This is a genomic window from Bacillus sp. FSL R10-2780 (genome assembly GCF_038006125.1).
Classification (GTDB): domain Bacteria; phylum Bacillota; class Bacilli; order Bacillales; family Bacillaceae_G; genus Bacillus_A; species Bacillus_A cereus_U.
In genome coordinates this window covers 2,255,552-2,269,175 of the sequence record NZ_JBBOUQ010000001.1, presented here as the reverse complement: position 1 = coordinate 2,269,175, position 13,624 = coordinate 2,255,552, and the positions used below count along the sequence as shown (strand labels likewise).

The window sequence follows — 13,624 nt, the reverse complement described above, 5'->3', positions numbered from 1 at the left end:
ATGAATCATATTATATATTTTATGAAGAAATTATATTCTTCTGCAGGGAAAATTCTGTATGTGAATTTGTTTGGTATGGTTTTAATAAGTTTACTTGAAGGGATAGGTATTATTTTATTAATTCCTATGATAAGTATGACTGGAATAATCAATGTAGGTGAGGAGACTGCTTTTATTGCACCTGTCTATAGATTTTTACAGGATTTCCCTAAAACAACAAGTCTAATTTCTATTTTAGGTATATATATACTAATAGTGTTAGGTCAAAATCTACTACAAAGAAACATAACGCTAAGGGATGCGAGAACGCAACAAGCTTTTGTACGAGAATTAAGAATAGAAACATATAGTATGATTCTAAAAGCGAAGTGGAGTTTTTTTTTAGAGAAAAGGAAAACAAATCTAATAAATATATTAACTACAGAATTAGCTCGCGTAAGTTATGGGGTTAATTTAATTTTACAATTGTTAGCTGCTATTCTGTTTACATTCATACAGGTGGGGATTGCGTTTTTATTATCACCCCAAATAACTATATTTGTTTTGGTCTTTGGCTTATTATTCTTGGTAGCTTCTCGTGTTTTTATAAAAAAAGCACGAATACTAGGCGGTAAGACCTCAAAATTGGCACAAGGCTATCTTTCTGGTATAACAGATCATTTTAATGGAATTAAAGATATAAAGAGTAATACTTTGGAAGCATCACGTTTAGATTGGTTACAATCTATAACAGGAAAGATGAGTAACGAACAAATGGAGTATATGAGAATAAGATCGAACTCTCAATTGTTTTATAAAGTTTCAATGGCTATTTTAATTGCATTTTTTATATTATTATCAGTAAGTATATTTAAAGCTCAACCGGCCCAATTACTATTAATCATACTTATCTTTTCGAGGATATGGCCACGATTTATGACAATTCAGTCAAATTTAGAACAGCTTGCTGCAAGCATTCCTGCTTTTAAGTCATTATGGGAATTACAAGGGGAATGTATTGAAGCGATTGAAATGCAGGATATATATCAGCAAAAAAATATAAAGCCGATTTGTATAGAACAGGGTATTGAATGTAAGGATATTTATTTTCGGTATAATAAGAAGGAGCATTTGTATGCACTTCAAAATATAAATGTAAAAATACCAATCAATAGTATGACGGCTATTGTGGGACATTCGGGAGCTGGGAAGAGTACATTAATCGATGTTTTAATGGGATTGATTCAACCAGAGAAAGGTCAAGTATTAATAGATGGAACTCCTCTTACAAGTGAAAATTTATTGTCATTGAGACGGGCTATTAGTTATGTGCCACAAGATCCTTTCTTATTTAATGCAAGCATAAGAGAAAATTTATTGATGATTGATCCGAATGCGAGTGAAGAACAGATTTGGGCTGCATTAGATTTTGCGGCGGCAGCTGAATTTGTACGAATGCTTCCAAAAGGGCTTGATACTCTTATTGGAGATCGTGGAGTGAGGCTTTCAGGTGGTGAACGTCAACGACTTGTACTAGCTCGAGCTATTTTAAGACAACCGTCCATTTTAGTATTAGATGAAGCTACGAGTGCATTAGATACTGAAAATGAGGTGAAGATTCAATCAGCAATAGAAAGATTGAAAGGAACGATGACTATTATTGTTATTGCGCATCGTTTATCTACGATCCGTAATGCAGATCAAGTTATTGTTTTAGGAAAAGGTGAAATTGTTCAAAAAGGTGAATTTAATCAATTGGCTAAGGAGAGAAAAGGTGTGTTTCGAAATTTATTGGGCTCACAAATGGAAGTTGGTTCTTAGGGGAGAAAGATTGAATGAAATTTTGTATTATTGTAATTCGAGTTGAATGATAGCCCGGATAATGGTCAGTTACAGCAGATCTTATTCGGGCTTTTATATTTGTGTTTTGTAAATTTAGGGAATAAATATAATTTAGTACCTTGCAATAAACAGTACTTAATGGTATATTATGGATATAATAGGTACCGTGTATTGAACAGTACTGAAATAAGAAAGGGGGATTGTCCTTGAACGTTCAGTTTAAAAAAGGTGTGTTAGAACTGTGTGTATTGGCGCTTGTAAAACGTAAGGATTGTTATGGTTATGAACTTGTTCAGCAAATTTCAAATAAATTTTTAATATCGGAAGGTTCTGTATATCCGCTATTACGTCGTTTAACGAAAGAGGAATATTTTCAAACATATTTAAAAGAATCCACGGAAGGACCGCCCCGTAAATATTATCAACTAACAGAGCAAGGGGAGACGCAACTTACGTTATTAGTAACAGAGTGGCGTGATTTTGCTAGAGGTGTTCAAGAAATTATTGAAGGGGTGGAATGGGATGAGTAAAGAACAGTTTCTTAAAGAATTATCAAGTCATCTTAGAAAGTTACCAGAAGAAGAGCGACAAGATATTTTATTTGATTATGAAGAGCACTTTCAGTTTGGGATGGAAGAGGGGAAAACTGAATCAGAAATAATAAAGGGGCTTGGTTCTCCGAAAGTAATTGCGAAAGACTTGCTTGCTTTGTATCGCTTTGATGAGATGAAAAAAGATCCATCGACTTCGAATGTAACAAGAGCTGTCCTGGCAGCGGTTGGACTTAGTTTGTTTAATTTTATTATTGTGTTAGGCCCATTAATTGCAATTATAGCTTTTATATTTTCCTTTTGGGTCGGTGGTATTGCTAGTGTAGTGACACCATTTTTCGTTATTGTAAAAGTATTTATGGGTACTTTTATATGGTTGGATCTTTTCGTTAGTATAACGTTTGTTGGAGTAGGTTTGTTGTTATGTATTGTAGCTTATTATAGTACGAAGTGGTTTAAAAGATTATGTGTACGCTATGTAGTATGGAACTTCAAAATGATAAAAGGGGAGTAGATGATGAAAAAAATATTATTAGTAGCTATCGCTTGTATCATTATTGGAGTAATAGGGATTTCACAAACATATAAGAAAGCAGTAGAAACTGTAGAGAAAGGAAATAAGGAAGAAGTTATTAAAAACGAAACGCTAAAAAATGTGGAAGTTAAGTTAGATGCTGGAGATATTGTTGTCCAAGAATCTCCTGATTCCTCTTTTTATGTAAAGCAAACAGGAGACGTAAGTAAACAGGAGATTCGTATTGCTGAAGATGGTGACACATTAAAAGTCATAGGGGAAATAGAAAAAGGTGTTTCATTTCATTTTTCATTTTACAATTTCGGATTTCAAACGCCTATATTGACTATATTAGTACCAGAACGTTCTTATCAAGAGATAAAAGTAAATTCATCCGCTGGACAAATAGAAATAAGTAATGTGAAAAGTGACCGCGTAAGTGTTGAAACACTCGCCGGAGAAGTGGATTTGAAACATGTAACAGCAAAGAGTGTGGAGGGGTCTACAAAAGCTGGTGAGGTGAATTTTAAAAAAGTAATAGGGAAAGTAACAGCAAAAACGGCTAGTGGGGATATAGATATTATTGATCATGATTCTAAATATGATTTAGAGGCAAGTTCAACTGCTGGAGATGTAGATATTACTTTATTGGAAAAACCACAAGATGCAGTTATAACTGGGCAAACCGCTGCTGGAGACGTGACAATTTTTAATGAAGACAATAAAAATATAACGATTGGTAATGGTAGTAAAAAGATTAGCGGTAAAACCGCTGCTGGAGATGTTACTATTGAAACACGTTAATAATTAATGAAACGCATTCTTTTGAATGAACGGAAATCTATCAAAATATAAAAAGAAGATAATTACCTATATAAATAAGGGAATTATCTTCTTTTTATTATTTTTAATGTAAATCACGATATACGCCAATTACTTTTCCGATAACTGACACTTGTTTTAAAATAATAGGTTCTAGTGAAGAGTTTTCCGGTTGTAGACGGAAATAATCTTTTTCTTTATAGAAACGTTTAACAGTTGCTTCGTTATCTTCTGTTAAAGCAACTACAATTTCACCGTTGTTTGCAGACTGTTGTTGGCGAACAACAACTAAATCACCATCAAAGATACCAGCTTCAATCATGCTATCTCCAGAAATGCGTAACATAAACACTTGATCTGCTCCAGCAACGATACTTGCTGGAAGTGGGAAGTGATCTTCTACACTTTCGACTGCTGTAATCGGTAAACCGGCAGTAACTTTTCCGACGATTGGAACTTGAATTACTGACTGTGTTTCTATTCGGTTGTCACCTAAAATTTCAATTGCGCGTGGTTTTGTTGGGTCGCGTCGAATATATCCTTTTTCTTCTAGTCGTGATAAATGTCCGTGCACTGTAGAACTAGAAGCAAGGCCGACTGCTTGACCGATTTCACGTACGGAAGGTGGATATCCTTTTTCTTGTACTTTTAACTTAATAAAGTCGAGAATGTCTTGCTGGCGTTTCGTTAACTTTTCCATGTTTTCTAACACCTCGTTTTCTTTCATTTTTCTTATTATTAAGTATAACATGCGAAAAAACATTCTACAAACATAAGTTCGAACGAAAGGCAAATTTATGATACACTATAAGGAAGATATAGTGAGAAAGAAGGGTTCAAAATGAATGCAATTATTTATGCACGTGTGAGCACAACAAAAGAAGAACAGGAAACATCATTATTGCGTCAAAAAGATGAATTATTGCATTTAGCTGAGCGCTATCAAATGGATGTTACAAAGGTAATTGAGGAGCAGGCTAGCGGTTATACAATTGAACGTGATGGCATATTAGAAGTGCTAGATACAATTCGAGATGAACAAGTTGATGTACTACTTATACAAGATGAAACGCGTCTTGGTAGAGGAAATGCAAAGATTGCATTAATGCATTGTTTACATAAAGAGGGGATAAAAGTTTATACGCACACGCATAGTGGTGAATTACAGCTTTCAGATTCTGATTCGATGGTGCTAAATATAATTGGGATCGTTGAAGAGTATCAAAGAAAGATCCACAATTTAAAAATTAAACGTGGCATGCAAAGAGCAGTGGAGAAAGGATTTCGTCCAGAGAATAATTTGAAAAATCGTCATTTAAGCGTAGGACGTGAGAAAAAAGAAGTGCCAATTGAGGAAATTGTACGTTTGCGCCGGAATGAATTAACTTTTGAAGAAATTGCAGCAACACTTCGTGGTTTTGGTCATGATGTTTCAAAAGCAACTGTACATCGAAGGTATGTAGAATATACAAAGCAATTGCTTGATAAAGAGGACTAACTATTGTATGATAATAATCAGTTTTGAGTAGAAGGGGGATTCGAGATGCCAAGTCAAGAACTCATTGAACGCATTAACTTCTTAGCGAAAAAAGCAAAAGCTGAAGGCTTAACTGAAGAAGAACAACGTGAGCGCCAATCGCTACGTGAACAATATTTAAAAGGATTTCGTCAAAATATGTTAAACGAATTAAAAGGAATTAAAGTCGTTAACGAAGAAGGAACGGATGTTACACCGGCGAAATTAAAAGCTTTAAAAAAGCAAGAGAATGCAAAATTAAATTAAAAGATGGGCATAGCCCATCTTTTTTTATTTGTTAAATTCGTTATTTAATAACTTTCCAGTTGTGATTGACTGTTGCTTCTATCCTTTTGTGCTTCAATATATAGTTAGCGATAAGTTCAGACATATCTGTTGGTATGTCTTTTACTACTAGCTTATTTTGAAACATAAAGAAGTTCCCTCCGCCACTTGCGCGATAATTATTCATAACAACGTCATATTCTTCATTTATATTAAGGGGAGCGCCTTTATACTGTAAAGATTCTACTCTCTCACCAATTGGTTTTGAAATGTTTAATACGTACGAAATCCCTTCCCACATATCGTAATTATAGTGTTGCGGCTTTGGTTCTATGTAGGTAGGGGTTACGATGATGGATCCATCTGCTTTTAATGTGAAATAAGAAGCAGAGAGTTCGAGAGCATCTTTTATATCCGCTCCGGTTATTCTAATTACTTTTAATGTATTTGGATAAATATAATTAGAAACGATGTCACGCATTGTTACATGTTTCGGGAAACCTGGAGATGTATTATGGAACAAACTTGTGCAAGAAATTGAAACATTAGCTATATCCATCTGTATTTTATTTATGAATTCAATAAAAGGATGGTCTTGCAAACGAGTTTGCATAGCATCTGAAATTTGCATGTCCCCATAGATTAGTCCAATAGGTTTATCAAGCCAATTTTGTGTTTTCTCTTCATAATTGGCAACCAAGGAAAGAACATCTTGGTCTGCCGCAATTCCTTGTACGGGCAATAACTCTGAATAACTCTCTTTTTTCACCCATTTTTGTTCTGCTTTTTCGAATGTTACTGTTACTTTTCCAGCTGAGTGTCCATTGCATCCGGTCTGTAAAATTGTTACACCATTAATCACGGTGTGAGCGATTTCTCGGTGTTGGTGGCCTGTTAGTAAAATATCTATGCCTTCAATTTCATGGCACATTGCATATCCTTGGTTTTCACCTGTTAAAACTTCAGTCGGTACCCCGGTTTGTAAATCGCGTTCAAATCCCCCGTGATAGGCTACGACTAGTAAATCTGGTTTTTCATGTTTACGGATGTAAGAAACCCATTTTTTTGTTGTTTCAAATGCATCTTCAAATTGTAAATCTTTAATATGATGTGCTTGTTCCCAATGGGGGATGTAATGCGTTGTCACCCCTAAAATAGCAATTTTTATATTTGATTCAATATGTTTTGTTATATATGGTTTCCCGAAATAAGGTTCTTTTCTGTTTTTATCTAAAATGTTTGCTGATAGATAAGGGAAATTTGCAGTAGCCACAGCATTATTTAATATATCCATTCCATAATTAAATTCATGATTTCCGATAATTGCAATGTCATACTCTAAGTAGTTGGCTAATAAGGACATTGGGTTTTCCATATCTTTTTCGTATGTAGCGTAATGATAAGTAAATGGTGTTCCTTGAATGAAGTCCCCGTTATCAATTAAAAGAACGTTTGTGTTTTGAGAACGTTCTTTTTTTATAAGAGTGGAAATCTTAGCTAAACCAATGTCTGCTTGGGAGTTATCTTGGTAGTGAATTGGATAAACAGTACCATGTATATCGCTTGTTAATAAGATGTTTAAAGTTACAATTTGATTTTGATTCAATATCATTCACCTTTTCTATTGTTATCTACTAATTAAGCATATCAAATATATGAAGGGAATTTTAATGTGAATGTATAGAATGTGTAAAGATTCTGTAAATAGAGAATTATTCGTGAAAATGTGTGATATATTTCTTCATGTTTACGGAAGGTTATTTTATAACAACAAAAATGGGGGCATTAATATGTTGAAAAAAGTTTTTGTAATGAGTACAACAGTTGTACTAGCAGCGGGATTATTAAGTGGCTGTGGAACGAAGGAATCAAGTGCAAGTAAAAATGAAGATACGAAAAAAGGTTATGTACCGAAGACTTTAAATGTTCAATTTGTTCCTTCTCAAAATGCAGATACGTTAGAGGCGAAGGCAAAACCGTTGGAAAAGCTATTAAGTGATAAATTAAATATGCCGGTAAAAGTTAGTATTTCAACGAATTACAATACAATTGTAGAAGCGATGGCATCTAAGCAAGTAGATGTAGGCTTTTTACCTCCAACAGCGTATGTGTTAGCGCATGAGAAAAAGGCTGCAAATGTAATTTTACAGGCACAACGTTTTGGTGTAGATGATGAGACAGGAGCTCCTACAAAAGATTTAGTAGACTTTTATAAATCTGAGTTTGTTGTTAAGAAAGATTCTAATATTAACAGTGTAAAAGATTTAAAAGGTAAAAAAATTGGTTATCAGGATGTAACATCGTCAGCGGGGTATGTATGGCCTGCGGCTGTATTGTTAAAAGAGGGAATTGATCCGTTGAAAGATGTGAAACCTGTTACATTAAAAGGTCATGATCAGTCACTTATTGCGCTTTTAAATGGTGATGTAGATGCAGCTGTTGTATTCCAAGATGCTCGTAATATTGTAAAAAAAGATTATCCTAATATATTCGATCAAACGAAAATAGTGAAATTTACGGAGGAAATTCCAAACGATACGATTTCTGTACGTTCTGATTTAGATGCAGAGTGGAGCAAGAAATTACAGGATGCTTTCATTGAAATAGGAAAGAATGAGGAAGGGCACAAAATCATTAAAGAAGTATACTCACATGAAGGATACGTTAAATCTGATGATAGTAAATTTGATATCGTTCGTGAATACGGAAAGAAAGTAAAAACGCAATAATACATATGAAAATGGCAGCTAACTGGAAGGGGTGTAGTTTCAGTTAGTTTGCCGTTTTGAATACATAGAAGGTAGGTAAGATGTGTGATAGAGTTTCGAAATGTCTCCAAAGTGTATCCGAATGGTACAAAAGGATTGAATAATATAAATTTGAAAATTCAAAAAGGTGAGTTTGTTGTAATGGTAGGGTTATCCGGGGCTGGAAAGTCTACACTTCTCAGATCGGTAAATCGCCTTCATGAGATTACGGAAGGTGAAATCATAATAGAAGGTGAGTCTATTACTGCTGCAAAAGGAAAAGGGTTACGACGTATGCGTCGAGATATTGGTATGATTTTTCAAAGCTTTAACCTTGTAAAGCGGTCAACGGTATTGAAGAATGTATTAGCTGGACGTGTTGGGTATCATTCGACACTGCGTACAACGTTAGGTCTATTTCCAAAAGAGGATTTGGAGCTTGCATTTCAATCGTTAAAAAGAGTGAATATTTTAGAAAAAGCATATGCGAGGGCTGATGAATTATCAGGAGGACAACAGCAACGTGTATCGATTGCTAGAGCGTTGGCGCAAGAAGCGAAAATCATATTGGCAGATGAACCTGTTGCATCGTTAGATCCGTTGACAACAAAGCAAGTGCTAGATGATTTGAAAAAAATTAATGAAGATTTTGGAATTACGACAATTGTAAACTTACATTCTATTGATTTAGCTAGGCAATACGCTACACGCATTATTGGATTACATGCAGGTGAAATTGTTTTTGATGGTTCAGTAGAAGAGGCAACGGATGAAAAATTTGCTGAAATTTATGGGGACGTAGCTCAGAAAAGCGAATTATTAGAGGTGGCAGCTAAATGAATGACGTGACGATATATTCGAAATCGATACCGAAGCCGCCGAGTAAATTGAAACATATGTTAACGGCTATTCTAGTTATTTTACTTTTGTGGGGAAGTAGTGTGCAGGTCGACGCATCATTTGCAAAACTAGTAGTTGGTTTTCCTAATATGATGGATTTGCTGAAAGAGATGGTGCCGCCAGATTGGAGCTATTTTCAAGTTATTACAACAGCAATGTTAGATACAATACGCATGGCAATTATTGGGACGACTTTAGGAGCGATTTTAGCTATTCCAATTGCACTATTTGCGGCAAGTAATGTGTTTACTAGCGCATTTTTGTACAGTCCAGCTCGATTGATTTTAAATTTTATCCGGACAATACCAGATTTATTATTAGCGGCAATTTTCGTAGCTATTTTTGGAATAGGACCACTTCCAGGTATTTTGGCGCTTACTTTTTTCTCGATTGGACTCGTGGCGAAATTGTTGTATGAGTCAATTGAATCAATTGACCCAGGTCCATTAGAAGCAATGACAGCGGTAGGAGCAAATAAGGTGCAATGGATTGTTTATGGGGTAATTCCGCAAGTAAAAGCGCACTTTGTCTCCTATGTCCTTTATACATTTGAGGTGAATGTGCGTGCAGCAGCTGTTCTAGGCTTAGTAGGAGCGGGTGGTATTGGATTATATTACGATCGTACACTTGGATTTTTACAATATCAACAAACTGCTTCTATTATTATTTATACTCTTGTTGTTGTATTGCTAATTGATTATGTAAGTACATTGTTGCGGGAGAAATTATAATGAGTAAAACGACGATAATCGTACCGAAACCGAAGAAACCGAGTGTATATCGCTGGATTATTTTTATAGCACTTACAGTTATATATGTATGGGCCTTTTCAGGAGTCCCGCTAGAGGGAATAAAGGATACAGCGGGAGAAATTACAAAAGCAATTATGACAGGCGTACTGAACCCAGATTGGTCCTATGTATCTTTACCAGATGGTGAAGATTTGTTACATGGTTTAATTGATACATTGGCAATTGCGATATTAGGTACATTTATTTCTGCCTTTTTATCTGTTCCATTTGCTTTTTGGGCGGCAACGAATATGAGTAGTGGAAAATTAACTTCAGTAACTGGGAAATTTGTACTTAGTTTTGTTCGTACATTTCCTGAATTAGTTATGGCCCTTTTATTTATAAAAGCTGTCGGTCCAGGCTCTTTCGCCGGAGTTCTAGCTTTAGGATTACACTCTATCGGAATGTTAGGGAAACTATATTCGGAAGGAATTGAGAATATAGACAAGGGACCGACGGAAGCGTTAATCGCAACAGGTGCAAATCGGTTTCAAATACTTTGGTATGCAGTATTACCACAAGTGTTACCGGATTTTCTATCGTATACGTTATACAGATTCGAAATTAATGTACGATCCGCTGCGATTTTAGGTGTTATTGGAGCAGGTGGTATTGGTACTCCATTAATTTTTGCACTGAGTTCACGGAATTGGTCCCGCGTGGGAATTATTTTATTAGGCATCATTTTAATGGTAATTATAATTGATTTTATTTCAAGTTCGATTCGAAAACGGATTATTTAACGAATTTTAAAAGCATCGAAGTTAGATGCTTTTTTTGTATTTTTTTAGTGTTTATCAAAAAAGTTGGTATAGAAGAAGTTCATATATTTGTATAAATATACAGATAATTCCCTTTATTTTTAAAATAAAAACAATAAAAAAGTATGTCATATTGAATACCCATACATTACCGGAAACATTGGTTTTTTTATAAAAAATCAAAAAAACATCAACATATTTGTCGATACATGTTGTATAATCTTGCGTGGGAAGCTATCATATAAATGTATAAAACGTTTACTAACATACGCGAAGGGAAGAATAGCATGTCACATTCAATCGAACAACTTTCTATCAACACGATTCGCACATTATCCATTGATGCGATTGAAAAAGCAAACTCTGGTCACCCAGGAATGCCAATGGGTGCAGCACCAATGGCTTATACATTATGGACTCAATTTATGAAACACAATCCAAATAACCCAACGTGGTTTAACCGCGATCGTTTCGTATTATCTGCAGGTCATGGTTCAATGTTACTATACAGCCTACTTCATCTATCTGGTTATGACTTAACAATGGATGACTTAAAGAACTTCCGTCAATGGGGAAGCAAAACTCCAGGACATCCTGAGTATGGTCACACAGCAGGTATAGACGCAACAACTGGTCCACTTGGACAAGGTATTGCAACAGCTGTTGGTATGGCGATGGCTGAAAGACATTTAGCAGCAAAGTATAACCGTGATGCGTACAATGTAGTAGATCATCATACATACGCTATTTGTGGTGATGGCGATTTAATGGAAGGCGTTTCTGCTGAAGCATCTTCATTAGCTGCTCATTTACAATTAGGTCGTCTTGTTGTGCTTTACGATTCAAACGATATTTCATTAGATGGCGATTTAAATCGCTCATTCTCTGAAAGTGTAGAAGATCGTTACAAAGCATACGGCTGGCAAGTAATCCGTGTTGAGGATGGAAACGATATTGAAGCAATTGCAAAAGCAATTGAAGAAGCGAAAGCTGACGAAAAACGCCCAACGCTAATTGAAGTAAGAACGACAATTGGTTTCGGTTCTCCAAACAAATCAGGAAAATCAGCTTCACACGGTTCTCCACTTGGTGTAGACGAAACAAAATTAACGAAAGAAGCATATGCTTGGACTGCTGAACAAGATTTCCATGTAGCAGAAGAAGTATATGACAACTTCCGTAAAACGGTACAAGATGCTGGTGAGACTGCACAAGCTGCATGGAACACGATGCTCGGTGAATATGCACAAGCATATCCAGAATTAGCAAACGAGCTGCAAGCAGCAATGAATGGTCTTCTTCCAGAAGGTTGGGAACAAAGCTTACCAACTTATGAATTAGGATCAAAAGCAGCAACACGTAATTCTTCAGGTGCTGTAATTAATGCTATTGCAGAGTCTGTACCATCATTCTTTGGTGGATCAGCTGACCTTGCTGGTTCTAACAAAACATACATGAATAACGAAAAAGACTTCACAAGAGCTGATTACAGCGGTAAAAACATTTGGTACGGTGTTCGTGAGTTTGCGATGGGTGCAGCAATGAACGGTATTGCACTACATGGCGGTTTAAAAACTTACGGTGGTACGTTCTTCGTATTCTCTGACTACTTACGTCCAGCAATTCGTCTTGCAGCATTAATGCAATTGCCTGTAACGTATGTATTCACACACGACAGTATCGCTGTTGGTGAAGATGGTCCAACGCATGAGCCGGTTGAACAATTAGCAGCACTTCGTGCAATGCCAAACGTTTCTGTTATTCGTCCAGCTGACGGTAACGAATCTGTTGCAGCTTGGAGATTAGCTTTAGAATCTACAAAAACACCAACTGCATTAGTGTTAACTCGTCAAGATCTTCCGACATTAGAAGGTGCAAAAGACGATACTTATGAAAAAGTAGCAAAAGGTGCATATGTAGTTTCTGCAAGCAAGAAAGAAACGGCTGATGTAATCCTACTTGCAACTGGATCTGAAGTAAGCTTAGCAATCGAAGCGCAAAAAGCTTTAGCAGCAGACGGCGTTGATGCAGCTGTTGTTAGCATGCCATCTATGGATCGCTTTGAAGCTCAAACTGCTGAGTACAAAGAATTTGTACTACCAAAAGCAGTAACGAAACGTTTCGCAATTGAAATGGGTGCTACATTCGGATGGCACCGTTACGTAGGTCTTGATGGAGATGTACTAGGTATCGACACATTCGGTGCTTCTGCTCCTGGTGAGAAGATTATGGAAGAGTATGGATTTACTGTAGAGAACGTTGTTCGCAAAGTAAAAGAAATGCTTTAATGATTTTAGAAAAATCTCTCCAGCATGGGGAGATTTTTCTATGTAATTGAGTTTTTTCGACAGGAAAAGTTTTTTCTCTCTCCGTAGTCAGACAATCATTGCAAATTTTTTCTTATATAATGTAGGGAAAAGGTTGTCCAGATCGGGAGGGAAAAAATGAAAACGTATGAATTGTATTTAATTCAAGAGGATATTGCGAAAGCTTACTTTGGTCGTGAATATTTGTTTTTTGATTTATTTGCTCGATTTTCAGAATCTGGGTCCCTTTCGGAGAAGAAAGTATTATATAAACAAATGACGTATATTACGATGCCATTACAAGTAATGAAACTTCATCATAAATTAGAACAAGCTTTGCATGTTCTTGGCAAATATGAAAGAACACATCATACTCATACGCTCTATACAGGAGCCGAATATGGCGAAATAATGGTGAAACCACAATATATTCGAATGAATACTTCTGGAAATGTATCCATGGAAACAACTTTCTTTGAGGTGCTTAGAAAGTGTGAGTTAACATTTTTAGCGATGGATTATGAAAATAAAAAGTACGGATGGTTAAATCCTCTCAAACAAGTACGAACATATGTGTAAAAAATGTCGAATAGTATCTTGTCTTATTGAA

General features: G+C 35.7%; 14 protein-coding genes. 12 read left to right on the top strand and 2 right to left on the bottom strand.

Going from position 1 to position 13,624, the window contains the following annotated elements; genetic code table 11:
• The 4 genes from NSQ47_RS11815 to NSQ47_RS11800 all read left to right on the top strand — a co-directional run bounded on the left by NSQ47_RS11815 (position 1) and on the right by NSQ47_RS11800 (position 3,690).
• Entirely contained in the window at positions 1-1,800 is a 1,800-nt protein-coding gene (locus tag NSQ47_RS11815; RefSeq protein ID WP_341036994.1) for an ABC transporter ATP-binding protein, read from the top strand.
• Between the two features lie 227 nt (positions 1,801-2,027).
• The gene (locus tag NSQ47_RS11810) at positions 2,028-2,351 is read left to right on the top strand and encodes a PadR family transcriptional regulator (RefSeq protein WP_286097397.1); all 324 of its coding nucleotides are present in this window, start codon (positions 2,028-2,030) and stop codon (positions 2,349-2,351) included.
• Positions 2,344-2,886 (top strand): DUF1700 domain-containing protein, encoded by a 543-nt coding sequence (locus tag NSQ47_RS11805; RefSeq protein ID WP_002111217.1) that lies wholly within the window; start codon positions 2,344-2,346, stop codon positions 2,884-2,886. The genes NSQ47_RS11810 and NSQ47_RS11805 overlap by 8 nt, the downstream gene beginning before the upstream one ends.
• Positions 2,887-3,690: a DUF4097 family beta strand repeat-containing protein gene (locus tag NSQ47_RS11800; protein WP_341036993.1), complete on the top strand. Its 804-nt coding sequence runs from the start codon at positions 2,887-2,889 to the stop codon at positions 3,688-3,690. It begins immediately after the preceding gene.
• A 103-nt stretch (positions 3,691-3,793) separates the two neighbouring features.
• Here the strand turns inward: NSQ47_RS11800 and lexA are convergent, their stop codons facing one another.
• Entirely contained in the window at positions 3,794-4,408 is a 615-nt protein-coding gene (lexA, locus tag NSQ47_RS11795; RefSeq protein WP_002111215.1) for a transcriptional repressor LexA, read from the bottom strand.
• A gap of 141 nt (positions 4,409-4,549) precedes the next feature.
• Between lexA and NSQ47_RS11790 the strand changes: the two genes are divergently transcribed.
• Both NSQ47_RS11790 and NSQ47_RS11785 read left to right on the top strand, forming a co-directional pair.
• Positions 4,550-5,206, top strand: coding sequence for a YneB family resolvase-like protein (locus NSQ47_RS11790; protein WP_002128580.1), 657 nt, complete (start codon positions 4,550-4,552; stop codon positions 5,204-5,206).
• Positions 5,207-5,251: 45 nt separating this feature from the next.
• Positions 5,252-5,491: a DUF896 domain-containing protein gene (locus tag NSQ47_RS11785; protein ID WP_002111213.1), complete on the top strand. Its 240-nt coding sequence runs from the start codon at positions 5,252-5,254 to the stop codon at positions 5,489-5,491.
• 40 nt (positions 5,492-5,531) lie between these two features.
• Here the strand turns inward: NSQ47_RS11785 and NSQ47_RS11780 are convergent, their stop codons facing one another.
• On the bottom strand, positions 5,532-7,115 hold the full coding sequence (locus tag NSQ47_RS11780) for a bifunctional metallophosphatase/5'-nucleotidase (RefSeq protein ID WP_341036992.1): 1,584 nt from the start codon (positions 7,113-7,115) through the stop codon (positions 5,532-5,534).
• A gap of 184 nt (positions 7,116-7,299) precedes the next feature.
• Here NSQ47_RS11780 and NSQ47_RS11775 point away from each other — a divergent pair, with 184 nt between their 5' ends.
• The 6 genes from NSQ47_RS11775 (at position 7,300) to sirA (ending at position 13,593) form a co-directional block, all read left to right on the top strand.
• Positions 7,300-8,238 carry a phosphate/phosphite/phosphonate ABC transporter substrate-binding protein gene (locus NSQ47_RS11775; protein WP_033710861.1) on the top strand — a complete coding sequence of 313 codons (939 nt, stop codon included), beginning with the start codon at positions 7,300-7,302 and terminating at the stop codon, positions 8,236-8,238.
• An 84-nt stretch (positions 8,239-8,322) separates the two neighbouring features.
• Entirely contained in the window at positions 8,323-9,096 is a 774-nt protein-coding gene (gene phnC, locus NSQ47_RS11770; RefSeq protein WP_016100236.1) for a phosphonate ABC transporter ATP-binding protein, read from the top strand.
• The gene (phnE, locus tag NSQ47_RS11765; protein WP_002160868.1) at positions 9,093-9,887 is read left to right on the top strand and encodes a phosphonate ABC transporter, permease protein PhnE; all 795 of its coding nucleotides are present in this window, start codon (positions 9,093-9,095) and stop codon (positions 9,885-9,887) included. Before phnC ends, phnE (NSQ47_RS11765) begins: the two co-directional genes overlap by 4 nt.
• The gene (gene phnE / locus NSQ47_RS11760) at positions 9,887-10,690 is read left to right on the top strand and encodes a phosphonate ABC transporter, permease protein PhnE (RefSeq protein WP_002160869.1); all 804 of its coding nucleotides are present in this window, start codon (positions 9,887-9,889) and stop codon (positions 10,688-10,690) included. The genes phnE (NSQ47_RS11765) and phnE (NSQ47_RS11760) overlap by 1 nt, the downstream gene beginning before the upstream one ends.
• 305 nt (positions 10,691-10,995) lie before the next feature.
• Positions 10,996-12,996: a transketolase gene (gene tkt / locus NSQ47_RS11755; protein ID WP_341036991.1), complete on the top strand. Its 2,001-nt coding sequence runs from the start codon at positions 10,996-10,998 to the stop codon at positions 12,994-12,996.
• 156 nt (positions 12,997-13,152) lie between these two features.
• Positions 13,153-13,593 carry a sporulation inhibitor of replication protein SirA gene (gene sirA, locus NSQ47_RS11750; protein ID WP_002160871.1) on the top strand — a complete coding sequence of 147 codons (441 nt, stop codon included), beginning with the start codon at positions 13,153-13,155 and terminating at the stop codon, positions 13,591-13,593.
• Positions 13,594-13,624: the final 31 nt, after the last annotated feature.

Excerpts from the sequence above, each read along its gene's own strand:
- phnE (WP_002160869.1), top strand. The coding sequence starts at position 9,887 with ATGAGTAAAACGACGATAATCGTACCGAAACCGAAGAAACCGAGTGTA.
- lexA (WP_002111215.1), bottom strand. The coding sequence starts at position 4,408 with ATGGAAAAGTTAACGAAACGCCAGCAAGACATTCTCGACTTTATTAAG.
- NSQ47_RS11805 (WP_002111217.1), top strand. The coding sequence starts at position 2,344 with ATGAGTAAAGAACAGTTTCTTAAAGAATTATCAAGTCATCTTAGAAAG.
- NSQ47_RS11815 (WP_341036994.1), top strand. The coding sequence starts at position 1 with ATGAATCATATTATATATTTTATGAAGAAATTATATTCTTCTGCAGGG.
- sirA (WP_002160871.1), top strand. The coding sequence starts at position 13,153 with ATGAAAACGTATGAATTGTATTTAATTCAAGAGGATATTGCGAAAGCT.
- tkt (WP_341036991.1), top strand. The coding sequence starts at position 10,996 with ATGTCACATTCAATCGAACAACTTTCTATCAACACGATTCGCACATTA.
- NSQ47_RS11800 (WP_341036993.1), top strand. The coding sequence starts at position 2,887 with ATGATGAAAAAAATATTATTAGTAGCTATCGCTTGTATCATTATTGGA.
- phnE (WP_002160868.1), top strand. The coding sequence starts at position 9,093 with ATGAATGACGTGACGATATATTCGAAATCGATACCGAAGCCGCCGAGT.
- NSQ47_RS11785 (WP_002111213.1), top strand. The coding sequence starts at position 5,252 with ATGCCAAGTCAAGAACTCATTGAACGCATTAACTTCTTAGCGAAAAAA.
- NSQ47_RS11790 (WP_002128580.1), top strand. The coding sequence starts at position 4,550 with ATGAATGCAATTATTTATGCACGTGTGAGCACAACAAAAGAAGAACAG.
- NSQ47_RS11775 (WP_033710861.1), top strand. The coding sequence starts at position 7,300 with ATGTTGAAAAAAGTTTTTGTAATGAGTACAACAGTTGTACTAGCAGCG.